The following is an 18,878-nucleotide window of genomic DNA, read 5'->3' as shown; positions in this document are numbered from 1 at the left end:
TTATGGATTTAGGGTTAGGGTTAATGTTTCACGTGAAACATGTTTTAATTTCCATTCAAATAACTGAGTTAAATGTCCCAAAACGCTGGACTTAACCTCATTTATATCCATTTCTCGGCCCAATTCTTGTTGTAAAGAGGTCACCCCTCTGGTTGCAATGCCACAAGGAACAATGTGTGAGAAATACGTTAAATCCGTGTTTACATTCAAAGCAAAGCCGTGCATACTAATCCAGCGCGAAGCTTTTACGCCCAATGCACATATTTTTCGAGCATTATCTGACTCTGGGTTAATCCAAACACCTGTTAAGCCATCTATTCTGCCAGCAATCAAACCATAATCTTGACAAGTCAATATGATCGCTTCTTCCAACATCCTTAGATACAAATGGATGTCTGTATAGAAATTCTCCAAATCCAAAATAGGATAACCCACCAGTTGACCTGGGCCATGATAGGTAATGTCGCCGCCCCGATTAATCCGATAAAAGCTAGCCCCAATACTGGCTAAGAATGGCTCCTGCATCAACAAATGGGATTCATCCCCGCTCTTACCCAAAGTATACACATGGGGATGCTCACAGAAAAGCAGAAAATTAGGGGTTTCCTCGGCTTTAGCCTCCCTACGATTGCTCAATTTAATTTGAGCAATATGATTCAACAGCATTTCCTGCAAATCCCATGTTTCTTGATATGGCGCTAATCCAATATCAACAAATTGAACTTCTTTATTCAGCATCTTAGATTATCAAGGAGTTAATGAAAAGGATTGTTTCCCTTATATACCTTGCATCACAAAGATAAGAGAATGGCAAAACATTTAAAGCTTGGCAAACGAGCAGAAGGAATAGCTGTAGACTATTTACGTCGAAATCACTACCAAATACTTGATAAAAATTACCGAACAGGAAAAGCGGAGGTAGATATCATCGCTTTAGACAACCAAACCCTAGTCTTCATCGAAGTAAAATCCCTTCAAAGAACCCGATTTGGCTATCCAGAAGAACAAATTAATACACACAAAACCACCATGCTTTCTCAGGCCGCTAACCAGTATCAAACGGAACAAAATTGGGAAAAAGAAATACGTTTCGATAGTATATCCATTACTTTTTTACCACAAGCAACCAAATTAGAACATTTCGAGGATGCTTTTTTGTAAATTAGCTCTTTGAATGAAAAACCATGATACAATTTTGCTCAGAAGAGATTGTCTTTTCACTGCCCAATAAAAACAAGCATAAAGCCTGGTTAAAAGCTGTAGCCACAGAAGAACAAAAATCCATTGGGGAAATAAGTTATATTTTTTGTTCTGATGACTATCTTTTAGATATCAACAAAACGTATTTAAACCATGATACCTTAACCGATATTGTGACGTTTGATAACTCAGAAGATTCCAAAAAACTAGAAGGAGATATCTTCATTTCTTATGATAGAATCTTAGAAAATGGCAACAAACTAGGGACGGAAAGCAGCGAATTAGAACGTGTAATGGTCCATGGTTTACTTCATTTAGCCGGGTATAAAGACAAAAAGAAAGAGGATAAAGAGTTAATGACGGCCAAAGAAGATTATTACTTGGCACAATATTTTAAAGAACAATAAATGTTTCACGTGAAACAAAATAGAAAATGCAACAACAAGCATACGATGTAATTGTAGTAGGAGCGGGGCATGCCGGTTGTGAAGCAGCACATGCTGCAGCTCAAATGGGGTCGAGCGTTTTGCTCATCACCATGAATATGCAAACCATCGCACAAATGTCTTGCAATCCTGCCATGGGCGGGGTGGCCAAAGGTCAAATTGTACGAGAAATAGATGCGCTTGGAGGAATGTCTGGTCTGATTTCAGACAAAACAATGATTCAGTTTCGCATGCTGAACCGCTCAAAAGGTCCAGCCATGTGGTCCCCAAGGTGCCAGTCGGACCGAATGCGATTTGCAGAAGAATGGAGAATGGTATTGGAACAAAACCCTCTAGTAGATTTTTGGCAAGATTCAGTACAACAATTACTCATCAAAAAAAATGAAGTCTACGGTGTCATAACTCGCATGGGAATTGAGTTCAAAGCCCGCACTGTAGTACTCACCAATGGCACCTTTTTAAATGGTTTAATCCACATTGGAGAGAAGCATTTTGGAGGAGGAAGGATGGCCGAACCTATGGTTCAAGGACTAACCGAACAATTAGTTCAAGTAGGCTTTGAATCCGGCAGAATGAAGACAGGTACCCCCCCAAGAGTAGATGGAAGAAGCCTTGATTATTCCGCTATGGAAGAACAAAAGGGCGATGAAAATCCTAGTAGTTTTTCCTACTTGACAGAAAGCCCAATACAAGAACAACGATCTTGCTGGATTACTCATACCAATACCAAAGTACACGAAGTACTAAGAAAAGGCTTTGATAAATCCCCCATGTTTGCGGGTAGAATTAAAGGCCTTGGGCCAAGATATTGCCCTTCCGTGGAAGATAAAATTAACCGCTTTGCCGATAAAGACAGCCATCAAATATTTGTAGAACCAGAAGGCTGGAATACCGTAGAAATTTATGTGAATGGATTCTCTACATCACTACCAGAAGAAATACAGTTTGAGGCCATCCGGCTTATACCGGGCTTTGAAAAAGCAAAACTTTTCAGACCAGGCTATGCCATTGAATACGATTACTTTCCTCCAACTCAATTACTAGCAACCTTAGAAACAAAGCTAGTTCAAGGACTATTTTTTGCTGGTCAAATAAATGGAACTACAGGCTATGAAGAAGCCGCTTGTCAGGGTCTCATGGCTGGAATCAATGCCCACCAAAAAGCACAACAAATGGACCCCTTCACTCTATCCAGATCAGATGCCTACATCGGAGTATTGATCGATGACCTAATCAATAAAGGGACAGATGAGCCATACCGAATGTTTACTTCAAGGGCTGAATTTAGAACGCTTTTGAGACAAGATAATGCCGATGAAAGGTTAACAGCTAAGGGTTATGAATTAGGGCTAGCAACAAAAAAACGGATGGATAAATTCCAACAAAAACAACGTGATGTAACCCAGCTTCTTGACCATATTAAAACAAGCAAAGTAAAGCCAGATGAGATGAATGCTTGGCTAGAAAACCAGGGTAGCTCAAGCCTCCGGGAAGGAACACCCATTGTCAATTTGCTGAAACGTTCCGACTTAAGTTTCTCCGCTTTATTAAAACATCCATTGATTCAGCACCTTCAAGATGTCTATTCCCAAGAGGTCATTGAACAAGCAGAAATCATTGTTAAGTACGAAAGCTATATAGAGAAAGAAAGACTGATGGTCGATAAAATGAAAACGATGGAAGATCTTCAAATTCCAGAAACATTTGACTACGACAAAATTAAAACGCTGTCAACAGAATCTAGAATTAAACTAAAATCCATCCGACCACAAACCATTGGTCAGGCTAGCAGAATATCAGGAGTTTCTGCATCCGATGTATCCATTCTACTTTTATTCATGGGTCGCTAATTATGGAAGAATTAAAAGAATGTCCGGCTTGCTCAAACAAAGCATTTAATCTCATTCTGAGTGCCAAAGATTATACCGTATCGCATCAAACATTCCAAATTGTGGAATGTCAAAGCTGCCATTTACGCTTCACGAATCCAAGACCCAAAGCAGATGAAGCGGGTCCCTATTACAAATCCGAAAATTATATTTCCCATAGTAATACAGAAAAAGGGTTCATTAACAAACTGTACCAGCGGGTAAGAAATATCACCCTTCGACAAAAAACCTACTGGATAGAGCCTGAAAAAAAGGGAACCAAAAACATCTTAGATATTGGCTGTGGAACAGGTCATTTTCTGCAAGCTTGTCAAAGTAGAGGATGGAATATTCATGGCATGGAGCTGGACCCAAATACAGCTCAAAAGGCCGCCCAATTAACTGGCAAAACAATATATCCCCACCTAAGCAGTATTCCCTCGTCAGAAACATTTCAAGTCATTAGTCTTTGGCATGTATTGGAACATGTATATGAATTACATGAATACTTCGCCTTCTTTAAAAAGAACTTATCACCTACGGGTAAATTGTTATTGGCTTTACCCAATAACAACAGCTATGATGCTCACTACTTTCAAGAATATTGGGCAGCATATGATGTCCCAAGGCATATCTATCATTTTACTCCGGAAACCATACAAGCCATTGCTAAGCAATATGGATTCTCGCTAAAAGAAAAAAAAGGATTGGTATTTGATAGCTTTTACATTTCGCTAATGAGTCATGAATACCAAAGTGGTTCTAAAAAAGTCATTTTGTCCTTTATCATTGGTCTGCTTTCTAATATCAAAGCCTGGCTAGGAAAAGGCAATTATTCTAGTAATTTATATATCTTCGAACATGCTCAGTAGGCTTAAAAATGTAGCTCTTTTTACTCTTCTGTCTGGATTGTTTATCATCCTGATTCTACAAAGTTGTGCCCAAATGGCTAACCCTCCAGGAGGCAAAAAAGATACACTAGCACCCAAAATCAGTGAATCCATTCCCTTAAATAAAAGCCGAAATTTTAAAGGGAAAAAAATAGAACTTACTTTCAACGAATATGTAGGTATCCGAAATTTAAGCCAAGAACTATTAATTACTCCATCGGTAGGAACTTATCAAACAAAAATTAGACCTCAAGGGCTTAGTATTTTATTGGATAGTACCCTGAAGGATAATACAACCTATACATTTAATTTTAGGAATGCCATTGAAGATGCATCAGAAAGAAATGTAGGTAAAAATATCAAATTAGTATTTAGTACATCCAATGATATTGACTCCCTTCAAATCAAAGGAAATGTAAAGCAATTGCTGACGCAAAAACATCCCGAAAATATATTAGTCGCCCTATATCCATGGAACGATTCCCTGTCCATTCATACAACGAAACCCTACTATTTCGTTAAAACAGACACATCAGGAAACTACCTATTAGAAAACTTGGCTAAAGGAAAATATTATATGGCGGCTTTTAACGACATCAATAATAATTTGCTCTATAACTCGAATAAAGAATCGGTGGATTTTATTTCCGACAAGTATATTGATTTAAGTAAAAATCAAGAACAACATTTTGCTATTAGTTTACAAAATCAAGATTCATTGAAACTAAGTAAAACAACAGCTTCTGCCAAAACAGTTTTGTATGAATTCAACAGGGGAATTAAATCGCTTGTTTTACAAAATACTCCTAAGGCACAATTATATTTTCAACAGGAAGACAACAAAAACCTTCGATTCTATGTATTGAACCAAAATAGCACAGACACCATCTTTGTTCAAGCTACCATGACGGATTCTTTGGATAGAAAGTATCAAATACCCCTTAAAATAAAATTTAGAGAATTAGCTAAAAAAGAAAAAATTCAAAAGCTAGATCTAAACTTTGAAGTAAGACCGGGACCAGGAAAATTACTTTCTCCTTCTGATTCCCTACAAATAAAATTTACAAAACCCGTTCAGCAATGGGCATCCACAGGAATTCTATTTAAAACAGAAGAAGGAGAAATCCACAGTTTACCTGATCAAGCTTTTCAATGGAATCAATTCCAAAATAGTTTAACCATTAAAAATGCCTATTTACCCAGCAGAACTAAATTCGAATTGAGCATCAATAAAAATGCATTTGTTGGAGTAGAGGCTGATTCTAGTCAAGCATACATGCAAAAGATGGAATGGCAAGACGTAGAAAATTATGGTAGTATAGATGGCCAAATAACCAGCCAAAGGCCTACAAATCACTTTATCGTAGAATTGATAAAAGCCGATACATTTGAGCCTTACATGACCGTTAAAACAAGCAAACGCTTTGAATTTATCCACGTGGAACCTGGGCTGTATCAAATACGCGTTATTGCTGACCTAAATAATAATGGTTACTGGGATATTGGTAATTTTAAACTGAGGAAAAAGTCAGAACCCGTATATTTCTTTGAAGGTAAAATCAAATTAAAAGCCAATTTTCAAATTTCTGATTTGTTGATAAATACCCAAAAATAATGTGGATAACATGTTCATAAGCATTCCAAAGAGTGAACAATCCATGTGGAAATTGTGGAAAGATATTTTGGGAGAAAAGATATGGACAATTTTTCAAAACTATCCACAGTATATTTGAAACTTATCTACAAATAATACTTAACTATGAAATATTTAAACTATTTATTATCAGATAGTTATAAAACAAAAATACGCTTATCCACTTATCCACATTGAATAACAATAAGAAACAAAAAAGAGATTTATATAAATTTTATTTTTTTTAAATAAGTCATGTGGAAAACATTTTCTAAATCTTATTTATTTCTCGTATTCCTTCTGATAGGTTATGGACTTCCTATTCAGGCTAATGCTTTCATTAAAAGTCCCGATTCTTTATTTGTAGACAGATTACATCAAATTGTAAAAATTAAAAAAGAGAAAAAAAGGACTAAGCAGTTAGATGAATTATTCATAAAAAACATTAATAATGGTTCTTTTTTAACATTTTATTCATTTAATGAAGTACTTAAAGAAAATTTAGCACCGCTATGGATTAAGTATTGTGGACAAATTGTGGATAAGTTAATCAACACCCAGGGCTTAGAAGTGACTAAAGATTGGTTGATTGGTTTAAAAGACCAGGGAATAGCCAATCGGGAAGTAGAGCAAATGCTAGTTTCTTTGATTCAGGCTACACCTGAACAAGCCAATCCGGTCGAACTCATCATTCATTGGTATGCATTGAATCAACAATGGGAGAAGGTTTGGATGCAAAGAAAGGCATTGGATATTCGATTTAAATCGGGAGGAAAGGAAGTGAATGATTTTGGAATAGCCAGTTTTCAGCGTCAACAATGGCCTTTGGTCAATCAGATATTTGATTATTTGATTAAAACATATCCTCGTTCTTCGCAACGAATAAATTGGAAGCAATTATTACTAGCTTCTCAAGAGCAAAGCATTCAAAATAAGATGGTGATTGAGAAAACGGAGTTTTCTAATTTGATTCAATCCTATCGTGAATTAAGAAAAGATCGAGGAAACAATGCTGGTACTGCAGAGACGTATTTATCAGAAGCCAGGATATTTATGTATCAATTAAATCAATTGGATTCAGCCGAAAAAGTATATCAGAAAGGGATCGAGTTATCAGAGTTTAATATCAACTTACAAGCACAGATGAAATTGGAGTTGGGAGATGTGTATTTGTATGCTGGTAGAAAATACGATGCTTTAATTCAATACGCTCAAGTGGAGAAATTGGTAAAGGACTCACCGATAGCCTATGAAGCTAAATTAAAGACAGGTAAACTTTATTATTATACAGGCGACTTTGAATTAGCGAAAGCCAATTTTGATGTATTGAAACAAAGTACACAAAAGGAAATCGCCAATGATGCCTTGCATTTGAGTTGGGTTATAGAAGATAATACAGGAATAGATACCTTAGAAACTGCATTAAAATCATTTGCAACTATTCAGTGGCTCTATGAACAAAAGAAAGTACAAGATGCTGATCTGGCATTGGATCAATTGTTCAAAAGCCAAAAAGGCCAGAGTTTAGAAGATGATATCTTGTATTTAATGGCACAAAAGGCTTTAGAAAAAAAGCAGATAGAACAAGCGAAAGTTCTCTTTAAAGATATTTATGATCGTTTTGACCAAGATATTTATGGCGATGATGCTCTATATCAGTATTTGCAATTAACGGATTATAAGGATAAGGATTTAGGCTTACAATTCGTTACTAAATATCCGAGTAGTATTTATTTACAAGAAATAAGAAGAAGTTTAACTATTCCCTAGCTATATAAATTCAATCCTAAAAAATAAGCCAATTCTCACATTTTGTTTTTAGATTTAGCTAACTTTGATTTGTTTGTACTAGACCGATTTATATGAAACATGCTTCATTAACACGTGTATTTGATTTATTAGACGTATATAAAACTTTCCATAAGTCAGATTTATTTAATAAGAAAGAAGATGGTTACTGGAAAAATTATTCTAATACGGATACCTTAGAAACGATAGAACAGTTGGCATTAGGTTTGCTAAATTTAGGTATCAAACCAGGGGATAAAATAGCCATCATTTCTACCAACAGACCCGAATGGAATTTCGTTGACTTTGCTGTTCAAGTGCTTGGAGCCGTAACTGTTCCTTTATATCCCACCATTACGGTAGAGGATTATGCTTTCATTTTTGAAGACTCAGGAGTTGAATTTATATTTGCAGAAAATGAAGAGCTCTATTTAAAAACCAAAGAAGCAGTCAAAGGAAATGCAAGGATTAAATCCATTTATACCTTTGAGCCTATTGCTGGTGCTAACTTATGGACGGAAGTAAAGGAATTAGGGCAAGGTAAAGATGCCAGCGTATTAGAGCCCATCAAAGCATCGGTTCAAGCTCATGACTTGCTTACCTTAATATACACTTCGGGAACAACAGGTAGACCTAAGGGTGTCATGTTGACCCATCATAACATTATCAGTAATGTGAAGGCCTTGGATCGAGGAGATTTTTTTCAAATCAATTCTCGAGATAAGGTATTGAGTTTTCTACCTATGTGCCATATTTATGAGCGGACCAATATTTATCTATATGTTTTTTATGGTGTTTCCATCTATTATGCTGAAAATTTAGATACAGTAGCCGAAAATATCAAAGAGGTCAAACCAGCTATGTTTGCCACCGTTCCACGGCTTTTAGAAAAAGTATATGATAAAGTATTGGCTAAAGGAAATGAGTTAACGGGTATTAAGAGGAAGTTGTTTTTTGCGGCCATTGACTTTGGATTGAAATATGATCCCATGGAAAAATTGGGATTTTGGGATAGCATCAAATTGGCCATATTTAGGAAATTGATATTCAGTAAATGGCAGGAAGCATTGGGAGGAAACATCCGAGCGATTACTTCTGGGTCTGCAGCACTTCAGCCACGCTTATCCCGCATTTTTTGGGCGGCCAATATTCCCATTGCGGAAGGCTATGGTTTAACAGAGACGTCACCTGTGATATCGGTATCGAAAATATGTCCTCCTGATTTTAAAGTAGGTTGTGTGGGAACTTTATTAGATTGTGTCCAATTAAAAATAGCAGAAGACGGAGAAATATGTGTAAAAGGAGATTCTGTTATGCCGGGATATTATAATAACCCTATAGCTACAGCTGAGGCAATTGACCCGGAGGGCTGGTTTCATACGGGAGATATAGGAGAATTAGTGGAGGGGAAATATTTAAAAATCACCGATCGCAAAAAAGAGATTTTTAAAACCTCAGGAGGTAAATATGTTGCCCCACAATTGGTTGAAAATAAATTAAAAGAATCAACATTTATCGAACAATGTATGGTGGTGGGAGAAGGACAAAAATTTCCATCGGCGCTCATTATTCCCGAATTTAATGTGCTTCAAGTTTGGTGTAAACAACAGGATATTGTGCTTAGTACCCCAGAAGAGATGATAGCACACCCCAAAGTAATTGAAAAAATAAATGAGGAGGTCTTAATGACCATGGCATCAGTGGCACGTTATGAGCAAGTTAAGAAATTTGTCTTATTACCAAGATTATTTACAATTTCAGATGGAGAATTAACCCCAACCTTGAAATTAAAGCGCAAGGTGATTGTATCTAGATATGAAAAATTGATTCTCGGACTTTATGATTAGAATCGGTTTTTCACTGATTCCCATAAATAAATAATCCACTGCACTCGGAAAATTTAGTAATTTTATGCGTTAAAGGTTTTTAGAAAGGAACTGGGTGTCCTTTCTTTTTTAATTATTGAATCAAAATTTTATGTCTCAAGCGCAAAAAGTGGCTTTAATTACGGGCATCACAGGACAGGATGGCGCATATTTAGCTGAACTTTTATTAGGTAAGGGTTATCGTGTTCATGGAATAAAGCGTAGAAGCTCCTTGATTAATACACAAAGGATAGATCACCTTTACCAGGATCCCCATGTGGACTCCTCTAATTTTCATTTACATTATGGAGATTTGAGCGATTCAACTAATATCATTCGAATCATTCAAGAAGTACAGCCAGATGAGATTTATAATTTAGGGGCTATGTCGCATGTTAAGGTCTCATTTGATGAACCTGAATATACGGCTCAAGTAGATGGTATTGGAACTTTGCGCATATTGGAGGCCGTTCGCTTATTGGGGTTGACACGAAAAACAAAGATATATCAGGCATCTACATCTGAACTTTACGGTTTAGTTCAAGAGGTTCCACAATCAGAAAAAACACCGTTTTATCCTCGTTCACCTTATGCCGTTGCTAAAATTTACGGTTACTGGATTACGGTGAATTATCGGGAAGCTTATCAAATGTTTGCGGTGAATGGCATCTTGTTTAACCATGAATCACCTTTACGTGGTGAAACTTTTGTAACGCGTAAGATTACACGTGGGGTTTCTCAAATAGCCCTAGGTCAGCAAGACAAAATCTATTTAGGAAATTTAGACGCCAAACGAGATTGGGGTCATGCCAAAGATTATGTAGAAGCCATGTGGTTGATTTTGCAACAAGAACAACCCGAAGATTTTGTGATAGCAACTGGAATTACGACGACAGTTCGGGATTTTGTCATTATGGCTTTTAATGAAGTGGGAATTGAATTGGAGTTTAAAGGAACGGGTATAGAAGAAGTGGCTTTGGTAAAAGCTTGCCATAATCCATTATACCAAGTTGAAATGGCTAAAGAGGTGGTAGCTGTTGATCCTCGGTATTTTAGACCTACCGAAGTGGAGCTATTAATAGGGGATCCGACTAAAGCCCAAACTAAATTAGGCTGGAAATTGAAATATGATTTACCCGCTTTAGTAAAGGATATGATGAGTTCGGATATTCAATTATTTTCTTCTAAATAGCTTGAAACTGAAGGAATATTAAATAGAGTATTAAGCGGAAAAGAGCTTAAATTTTGGATTTGGAGACTTGGTATTGTAGAAAAATATGGCTTGGTATGCTTTGTATACAAAATCACGTGTAGAAAAAAAAGTAGCTTTGCGACTTACAGAACAAGGCATTAGGTGCTATTGTCCATTGACGAAAAAGCGAAAGCAGTGGTCAGATCGGAAAAAATGGGTGGAAGAGCCCTTATTTAAATCGTATGTATTTGTCGATATAGATTTAGCCTTACAAAGTAGTCAAGTACGTCAAGTGAATGGAGTGGTTAATTTTGTGTATTGGTTACATAAACCTGCCGTCATTCAAGATGCAGAAATAGTATCTATTCAGCATTTTTTATCAGAACATTCCGAAGTGGAAGCCCTGGGAAATTTAGTCAATATTGGGGATTTTGTCACGCTAGATTCAGGAGCATTAGCAGGTCAAAAAGCCGAGGTCCTAGGTTTTAAAAACAAGCATGAAATTCGCCTTAGAATAGAAAGTCTTGGTTTTGAGCTTGTCGCTTACATAAATCAAAGCCTGTAATTTCAAATTTTCAACTATCTTTGAATTGATGAGTCAAATGAGCCATATGAATCAATTAAAACAAATGATTGTAAGGAAAATAATTGTGATCATTTGTTTATTCGTTTGTTCAAATGCACTTTGGGCTCAACGAGAAATCAACTCTGATTTTTCTCTAGGCATGGGTGGTACACTAGGTGGAGTATACAACCCCCTTTGGTTACGAGCTAATCAATATGGCCTTGTCCCCGCTTCTGGATCGTATGGTTTTGCTGCCATTTCTCACCGTGTAGATTATCGTTCAAAGAAACAGGCTGACTGGGCTTATGGTTTTTCTTCACAAGTGAATTTAGGAGAAAATAAAGCCGATGTTTTCTTCCCTGAAATGTATGTGAAGGGAAAATTGGGGATTTTTGAATTGGTAGCTGGCCGACAAAAGCAATTATTTGGTTTAGTTGATTCTACGCTGAGTTCGGGATCTTATATTTGGTCAGGGAATGCCTTACCTATACCCAAGGTAGAATTGCAAGTAAAAGAATACTGGTCTCCAGGGTTTTTGAAAGGAGTTTTGGCTTTCAAAGGAAACTATTCACATGGCTGGTTTGAAAATTCAAGAGAAGATGTTAAAGATTTTTATTTGCACCAAAAATCCTTTTATGGCCGATTTGGAAAGCCCGATTGGAGAGTAAAATTTTATGCAGGTTTTAATCATCAAGTTCAGTGGGGGGGGAAACTAAAATATGCAGACCCTTATAATGTAGCTGCAAAAAATGGTGTAATAGCATCTGATTTTACTACTTATGTTTCTGTTGTAACTGGTCGTTCAAATGCCGTTAAAGGAGATACCGCTACCTATGGCTACAATGATGGCTTTAACCGTTCAGGAAACCATTTAGGTACGGTAGATATTGGAATGGAAGTGGAGCTAAATCAAGCGAAAGTCTTCTTTTACCGTCAAAGTATTTATGAAGATGGGTCCTTGTATTATGGAAATAATATCACTGATGGATTACATGGTTTATCCATTACTCGTAAAACGGATCAAGGGTTAATAAAATTGGTGTTAGAATATTTGAATACAACTTCACAAGGAGGAAATATATTCAACGATAATAGCAAGATTAGGGGCTTTGATGATTATTTGAATAATGGAGTATATCAAAATGGTTGGACGTATTTTGGAAAAGGAATAGGATCGCCATTATTGACATTAGATTCGGAATCAGATTTGAATCCAACAAATCGAATACATTACGATAATAACCGTGTGGAGGCATTTTATGCTGCAGGGGAATTTGCATTTGGGGACCATAAAATTCAAATTAGAGCCAGTTTATCTAATGCGATTGGCTGGTTTGGGAATGAATATATTCCCGTAAAAAAACAGTATTCAGGTGGTATCTTATGGCATAAGCCTATTCATATTTCTGGATTTTCTGAAGCATTATTAAAAGCCAATCTAGGAATAGAAAAAGGGAATTTAACTCAACCTACCCTAGGAGGGAATATTGCTATTAGCTTTCCTTTGGATTAATTCTATCCAAAGAATAAATAACTGACAAAAATCGCGGTAATGATTCCGGCTAAATCAGCCGTCAGCCCTGCCCAAAGGGTGTACCGTATATTTTTAACTTGAACAGAGCCAAAATATAGGGCAATCACATACAAAATCGTTTCGGCAGAACCTTGGAATACACAAGCAAGTCTTCCCACAAATGAATCCGCCCCAAAGGTTTTCATCGTATCAATCATCATGGCTCTAGAACCACTGCCACTTACCGGGTGTAATAAGGCTGTGGGCATGGCATCAATAAATCGAGTATCTAAACCCGATTGATTTACCATCCATTTCATACCTTCTACAATAAAATCCAAGGTGCCAGAATTACGCAAACAGCTAATAGCCACTAACATACCCACTAAATAGGGTATAATTTTTACGGATGTTTCAAATCCGCCTTTGGCTCCTTCCACAAAAGTGGAAAATATGTCAATTTTCTTCCAAAAGGCCACGACAATAAAACTGAGGATTAAAGAGAATAATAATCCATTGCTGAAAATTTTGGATTGAATTTCGATTTGTTCTTTATTTAATGAACTGAAATAGGCCAAAATTCCGCCAAAGAAAAGGGTTAGTCCCACAAGCCAACTGAATAGAACGGGCTCTAATAAATTGATTTTTTGTTTAACAGCAACAAACATCAGGCCCACTAAAGTGGCAGCATATGTGGCCATTAAACAGGGAATAAAGACATCAGAAGCATCTTGGGCTCCGTAGATGGCTCTTTGTGCCATGATGCTCAGTGGAATTAATACGGGTCCGGCGCTATGTAGGGTCAGAAACATGATTTGCGCATTCGATGCGGTTTCTTTCGTTGGATTGATATCTTGTAAACCCTGCATTGCTTTCAGTCCAAATGGCGTAGCGGCATTGTCTAAGCCTAGCAAATTGGCGGAAAAATTCATGATCATCTGTCCATGAACGGGATGATCAGCAGGTATTTCTGGAAATAAGCGAGTAAAAAATGGTCGAATTCGTTTGGCTAGAAACTGAATGGCTCCGGCTTTTTCTCCAATTTGTAAAATTCCCATGAAAAAAGTCATGACTCCAGCCAGAGGAAGGGCTATTTTCATGACAGCCATTTCAGCAGAATCAAACATCCCGTCTACAAGTATTTTAAATATTTCGGCATTTCCAAAAAATAAGAATTGAATAAGTGCCACCACAAAGGCTACTCCAAAAAACAGAAACCAAATCCAATTTAATGCCATAAAGAAAGGTTTGCAGAAAGCGAGCCCTGCCTAATTAAAATTTGGCTAAATTTAGGGAATTTCTTGATTTTTATGACCTATTCTTTTTCCCTCCCCTCGGTATTTATCCTTAGTTTGATGCTACACTCGCTCTTGGCACAGCAAAAGCCTTGTTTGTATGAAGATAAAATGCGAAGTCAGGGATTGGTGGAAGTGCAATCGGAGATAAAACAAGTATTGCTCCAATTGAAATATGCTACTGTGGATAATTTCATGCACCAAAATGTATACGGTTGTTTAACTAAGGCCTTCTTGCAAAAAGAAACTGTCAAAAAACTAGCTCGTGCGCAAACCTTATTAGAAATGGAAAAGCCAGGCTACCATTTGTTGATATATGATGCAGCAAGACCCTTATCCAAACAATGGGACCTGTGGAATGCTTTAAGTCAATATCCCCCACAAATTCGCAGAAACTATGTGGCTTCTCCGCAAGAACATTCCATACACAATTATGGAAGTGCTGTGGATTTAACCATAGCGGATGAGCAGGGTAAGGCATTGGATATGGGAACACCATTTGATTACTTTGGGAAAAAGGCCTATCCGAAGGCGGAAAAGGAATTGGTAGAAAAAGGAATACTAAGCAAGGAAGTATACCTGAATCGATTATTACTTCGAAAAGTGATGCAACAAGCTGGTTTTATTCCGATCGAATATGAATGGTGGCATTTCAATGCATTTTCCCGTGCAGAAGCAAAGAAAAGATTTCAAGTAGTTCAATAAGTGGGATTTATCCTTTTGGCTTGCCGTTTATCCAAAATGTACCCATCTCCCCATCTAAAAATAGTAACATTGTGTTAAATACTTTTCATTAGCTATGTATCGGAAATCATTCCCAACAATTGTATACCTTTTTGCCTTGCTTTTTACCCTTGCTTTTGTATCTCAGGGACAAACAGCGATTCAAGGAAATGGTACTTTAGTGAAGCTTAAGTTAAATCAAGCTGTCGAGATTGCATTACAACACAATTTGAATGTTAAATCATATCAAATAAGTATGCAAAATGCAGAGCTTCTGTTTCAACAAGCGAAATACAACCAATTGCCTTCTTTATCAGGAAACATCAATCAGTCGGCGAGTTTTGGACGTAGTATTAACCCATATACCAATGGGTATGATTCAAGAAATATCAATTATAATAACTTGGGTTTGAATGCAAATGTACTGTTATTCAATGGGGGACAACTTAAGAATAATATTTTACAAACGGAATTTACCTTAAAAGCTACGCAGGAAGATTTACAATCCATACGTGAAAATATATCCTTGCAAGTGGTGCTTTCCTATTTGTCTATTTTAAATGCAGAAGACCAATTGTCCATCGCTAAAACGCAAACGGAAATTACGAAATTACAAATTGAAAGAACACAAAAATTGGTTAATGCTGGTTCTGTGGCTATTTCTAATTTGCTGGATTTAAAGGCACAGCTAGCCAATGAGGAATCCAATGTCGTGAGTTTTCAAAGTTCATTGGATATCAATAAATTGACCTTATTGCAACTATTGAATGATTCAGCCATTAGTCAATTTGAATTGGAGCGTATTCAAGTTCCTGTACCTAATTCATCTGCATATGAGCTAAGTATTGCGAATATTTATGCCAAAGCGGTGGAGGCGCAACCGTTGGTTCGTGCAGCAGATTTCCGAGTTCAGGGAGCTGCTAAAAGTGTGGATGTGGCAAAAGCCTTTCGTTTACCAACCTTGAGTTTAAGCGGTAGTTGGTCGGCGAATCAATCCAATGCCTTGAAATCGGTACAGGTTTTAGGAACCCAAGAGGTTACTTTAGGCAATGTGAATGTGGGTGGGGTTAATTATCCACTGACAACGACTCAACCTAAATACGGGGAAGGTTCTACTGTAGGATATTTTGATCAAATAAATAACACGCAAAACAAGGTTGTTTCCTTGAATTTGAGCATTCCTATTTTTACTAAATATCAGAATCGAACCCGTGTTTCTCAAGCGAATTTGCAGAAAGTAAATGCCGAGATAGAAGCGAATAAAGCACGTTTGACATTACGTCAAAATATTGAGCAAGCGTATGTTAATATGCTGAATGCAGCGAAGAAATATGAAGCGGGAGTTACTCAAGTATCAGCATTAGAAGAGTCCTTTAGAGCTTCTGAAAGTAAGTTTAGTGCAGGTACGATCGATTTCGTAAGTTATAATTTACAAAAAACAAACTTGGATAAAGCGAAGCTTTCTCTAATACAATCGAAATATGATTTTGTGTTTAGAACAAAGATTTTGGATTATTATCAAGGTAAAAATTTAACATTTTAATTTTCAATAATTTTAAAGAGATGGCAAAGAACAATAGCAAGCGGACTTGGTTGTTTATCGGAGGTGGAGTAGTCGTGATATTTTTAGGTTTATTTATTGCTAAACAGCAAGGATGGATTGGTAAAGTAGAACCGACTGTGGTAGAATTTGGCAAAGCCCAAAGGGAATCCATTGTGGAAAAAGTATCAGCTTCTGGAAAAATTCAGCCCGAAGTAGAAGTTAAAGTTTCTCCGGATGTTTCTGGGGAGATTGTAGCCTTAAATATAGCTGAAGGAGATTCTGTGGTAGCTGGACAAGTTTTATTGAAAATTCGCCCAGATAATTATGTATCCTTATTAGCTCGTGCAGAGGCCCAGTTGAATGCCATGAGAGCAAGTATGGAACAGAGTAAGGCTGTTTTGGCACAGAGTGAAGCCCGTTTGAGTAAATCGAAGATCGACTATGACCGTAATTTAAAATTACACAACGACAAGGTCATCTCGGATGCTGATTTTGATCAGTTCCAATCGGCCTACATGGTAGCTAAACAAGATCTAGAGTCGGCAAAAGCCAATGTGAAGGCAGCGAGTTTTAACGTGAAGAGTTCGGAAGCGGCATTGAAAGAAGCTACGACGAATTTAACCAAGACAACTATTTATGCTCCACAGAGTGGTATTATTTCCAAGTTGAATGTAGAATTAGGAGAGCGTGTGGTAGGAACATCTCAAATGGCAGGTACAGAAATGTTGCGTATAGCTAATTTGAATAACATGGAAGTGCGAGTAAATGTCAATGAAAATGACATTACCCGAGTTAGTTTAGGAGATACAGTAATCATTGATGTGGATGCTTTTACGTCTTCAGAGCGCAAGTTTAAAGGGGTGGTATATGAAATAGCTAGTTCAGCGAATCAATCAGGTACAGCTACTTCTGTGACGACGGATGCGGTGACGGAATTTGAGGTGAAGATACGTGTATTGAGAGAGTCATATCGAGATTTGATTAAAGGCAAATTATCTTATCCATTAAAGCCAGGGATGACGGCTTCCGTGGAAATTTTGACGAACCGCAAGGATAATATCTTAACTGTTCCATTATCAGCAGTAACCACACGCGAATTAGGAGGAGAAGTAGCTCAGAAAGACGGCAAAGATGCCCCGGGAGGAGATGCAGAGCCAGCGAAGGAAGAATCTGCTCAGCAGACCAAGAAGCGCAAGGAGAAGATAAAAGAAGTAGTCTTTATTAGTGAGAAAGGAAAAGCGAAAATGGTGGAAGTGAAAACGGGTATTTCTGATTTTGATAATATTGAGATTATTTCTGGATTGAAAGAAGGACAAGAGATTATTTCAGGTCCATATGCTACGGTAGCTAAGAATTTGAAAGAGGGAGAATTAGTGAAAAAGAAGGATGCCAAGGCTGAGGAAAAGAAATAATGTAAGATTTTAAGAAAAAAATAGGTGTCATTATTGCATATATGCATAATGACACCTATTTTTGCAGTCCCAAAAGGATACAAATTCCTTCTTAGCTCAGTTGGTTAGAGCACATGACTGTTAATCATGGGGTCCCTGGTTCGAGCCCAGGAGAGGGAGCTAGATTAAAAAGGAGGTCATTTTCGACCTCTTTTTTTGTTTTACCACTCTCCAAAACCCCCTTTACGTTCAATAGGACCTGAATTGGTGTCGTGTACTTAACGGCTGCAACTTTTTTATTTTCCAGTACGAACTTTTCTGAAAAGATGCAGCCAAGTATCTTTCTTTTCGTCTCTCCATTCGACCTCTGATAGAAAGAAACAAGGTTTTCAAGTAATGGGACCTCTTTTTTGATGTATTTCTTGTAGGTACTACCATGTTCTTGTAGGTGTTCGACCTTGTGTTTGATTTGAGCCAATTCACGGTCATTGATGTCCTTCATTCTATGATATTCAGATGGTTCAAGTTTACCATCCATCAACATGTTTTGGATGTTTTGATTTCTCTGTTCTAACTTCTCAATATCCACCTGATTTTTCGTCATTTCTTTGACCTTGTCACCACTTTCTCTATCGAAGATACTCTCCAACACCTTTCGGTATAATTTAACCGTTTCTGCGGAGATTTGGATTGATTTTAAAAGGTCTTCAACCTGTTGGTGTACTTTATCAACGGGATGTCTTTCAGCTCCTTTACAAAGGGTACAGAAGTAGTAGTGGTATAGGTTTCCTTTACGACCTTTTGAAGGAGCAGCAGTTAATGAACGATGTGGATGAATGTGACATTTCATGAATGGTTTTAAAGGGTATAAGTCAGTCTTATCACTCTCAAAATCCCAGTTCTTTCTACGACCATCTAACACCGCATTGGCACGATGAAATAAATCCTCACTAACTAAAGGTGGGT

16 protein-coding genes and 1 tRNA gene are annotated in these 18,878 nt (G+C 37.2%); 14 read left to right on the top strand and 3 right to left on the bottom strand.

Annotated features, from left to right (window positions below; genetic code table 11):
* Positions 1 to 738: a lipoyl(octanoyl) transferase LipB gene (gene lipB, locus EWU23_RS07500; RefSeq protein ID WP_205753118.1), complete on the bottom strand. Its 738-nt coding sequence runs from the start codon at positions 736 to 738 to the stop codon at positions 1 to 3.
* Positions 739 to 807: 69 nt separating this feature from the next.
* Here lipB and EWU23_RS07495 point away from each other — a divergent pair, with 69 nt between their 5' ends.
* From EWU23_RS07495 to EWU23_RS07450, 10 genes are all read left to right on the top strand, one after another.
* Entirely contained in the window at positions 808 to 1,161 is a 354-nt protein-coding gene (locus tag EWU23_RS07495) for a YraN family protein (RefSeq protein ID WP_166230396.1), read from the top strand.
* A gap of 23 nt (positions 1,162 to 1,184) precedes the next feature.
* Positions 1,185 to 1,607, top strand: a complete 423-nt coding sequence (ybeY, locus tag EWU23_RS07490; RefSeq protein WP_166230394.1) for an rRNA maturation RNase YbeY — start codon at positions 1,185 to 1,187, stop codon at positions 1,605 to 1,607.
* Positions 1,608 to 1,633: 26 nt separating this feature from the next.
* Positions 1,634 to 3,496: a tRNA uridine-5-carboxymethylaminomethyl(34) synthesis enzyme MnmG gene (gene mnmG, locus EWU23_RS07485; protein ID WP_166230392.1), complete on the top strand. Its 1,863-nt coding sequence runs from the start codon at positions 1,634 to 1,636 to the stop codon at positions 3,494 to 3,496.
* Positions 3,497 to 3,498: 2 nt separating this feature from the next.
* On the top strand, positions 3,499 to 4,386 hold the full coding sequence (locus tag EWU23_RS07480) for a class I SAM-dependent methyltransferase (protein ID WP_166230390.1): 888 nt from the start codon (positions 3,499 to 3,501) through the stop codon (positions 4,384 to 4,386).
* Positions 4,376 to 6,019, top strand: coding sequence for an Ig-like domain-containing protein (locus EWU23_RS07475; protein ID WP_166230388.1), 1,644 nt, complete (start codon positions 4,376 to 4,378; stop codon positions 6,017 to 6,019). Before EWU23_RS07480 ends, EWU23_RS07475 begins: the two co-directional genes overlap by 11 nt.
* A gap of 273 nt (positions 6,020 to 6,292) precedes the next feature.
* Positions 6,293 to 7,807 carry a tetratricopeptide repeat protein gene (locus EWU23_RS07470; RefSeq protein WP_166230387.1) on the top strand — a complete coding sequence of 505 codons (1,515 nt, stop codon included), beginning with the start codon at positions 6,293 to 6,295 and terminating at the stop codon, positions 7,805 to 7,807.
* A 92-nt stretch (positions 7,808 to 7,899) separates the two neighbouring features.
* On the top strand, positions 7,900 to 9,672 hold the full coding sequence (locus EWU23_RS07465) for an AMP-dependent synthetase/ligase (protein WP_166230386.1): 1,773 nt from the start codon (positions 7,900 to 7,902) through the stop codon (positions 9,670 to 9,672).
* A 130-nt stretch (positions 9,673 to 9,802) separates the two neighbouring features.
* On the top strand, positions 9,803 to 10,882 hold the full coding sequence (gmd, locus tag EWU23_RS07460; protein WP_166230385.1) for a GDP-mannose 4,6-dehydratase: 1,080 nt from the start codon (positions 9,803 to 9,805) through the stop codon (positions 10,880 to 10,882).
* Positions 10,883 to 10,967: 85 nt separating this feature from the next.
* A complete protein-coding gene (locus EWU23_RS07455) occupies positions 10,968 to 11,447 on the top strand; it encodes a UpxY family transcription antiterminator (protein WP_166230384.1) in 480 nt (159 codons plus the stop codon).
* Positions 11,448 to 11,511: 64 nt separating this feature from the next.
* Positions 11,512 to 12,960: a capsule assembly Wzi family protein gene (locus EWU23_RS07450; protein WP_205753117.1), complete on the top strand. Its 1,449-nt coding sequence runs from the start codon at positions 11,512 to 11,514 to the stop codon at positions 12,958 to 12,960.
* 2 nt (positions 12,961 to 12,962) lie between these two features.
* Here EWU23_RS07450 and EWU23_RS07445 read toward each other — a convergent pair whose 3' ends face one another.
* Positions 12,963 to 14,198, bottom strand: a complete 1,236-nt coding sequence (locus tag EWU23_RS07445; RefSeq protein WP_166230382.1) for a nucleoside recognition domain-containing protein — start codon at positions 14,196 to 14,198, stop codon at positions 12,963 to 12,965.
* Between the two features lie 117 nt (positions 14,199 to 14,315).
* Between EWU23_RS07445 and EWU23_RS07440 the strand changes: the two genes are divergently transcribed.
* The 4 genes from EWU23_RS07440 (at position 14,316) to EWU23_RS07425 (ending at position 18,092) form a co-directional block, all read left to right on the top strand.
* Entirely contained in the window at positions 14,316 to 14,960 is a 645-nt protein-coding gene (locus EWU23_RS07440) for a M15 family metallopeptidase (protein ID WP_235942171.1), read from the top strand.
* A 94-nt stretch (positions 14,961 to 15,054) separates the two neighbouring features.
* Positions 15,055 to 16,521 (top strand): TolC family protein, encoded by a 1,467-nt coding sequence (locus EWU23_RS07435; RefSeq protein WP_166230381.1) that lies wholly within the window; start codon positions 15,055 to 15,057, stop codon positions 16,519 to 16,521.
* Between the two features lie 20 nt (positions 16,522 to 16,541).
* Positions 16,542 to 17,933, top strand: a complete 1,392-nt coding sequence (locus EWU23_RS07430; RefSeq protein WP_166230380.1) for an efflux RND transporter periplasmic adaptor subunit — start codon at positions 16,542 to 16,544, stop codon at positions 17,931 to 17,933.
* 85 nt (positions 17,934 to 18,018) lie between these two features.
* A tRNA-Asn gene (locus tag EWU23_RS07425) sits at positions 18,019 to 18,092 on the top strand.
* Here EWU23_RS07425 and EWU23_RS07420 read toward each other — a convergent pair.
* Positions 18,058 to 18,878 (bottom strand): hypothetical protein (locus EWU23_RS07420; protein WP_166230379.1); only part of this gene is annotated, 821 nt, incomplete at its 5' end. The two genes, EWU23_RS07425 and EWU23_RS07420, sit on opposite strands and share 35 nt — an antisense overlap.

Origin of the sequence: Aquirufa beregesia (genome assembly GCF_011090385.1) — a bacterium.
GTDB lineage: Bacteria > Bacteroidota > Bacteroidia > Cytophagales > Spirosomataceae > Aquirufa > Aquirufa beregesia.
The sequence above is the reverse complement of the archived record's forward strand: the minus strand, read 5'-3'. Positions and strand labels throughout refer to the sequence as shown.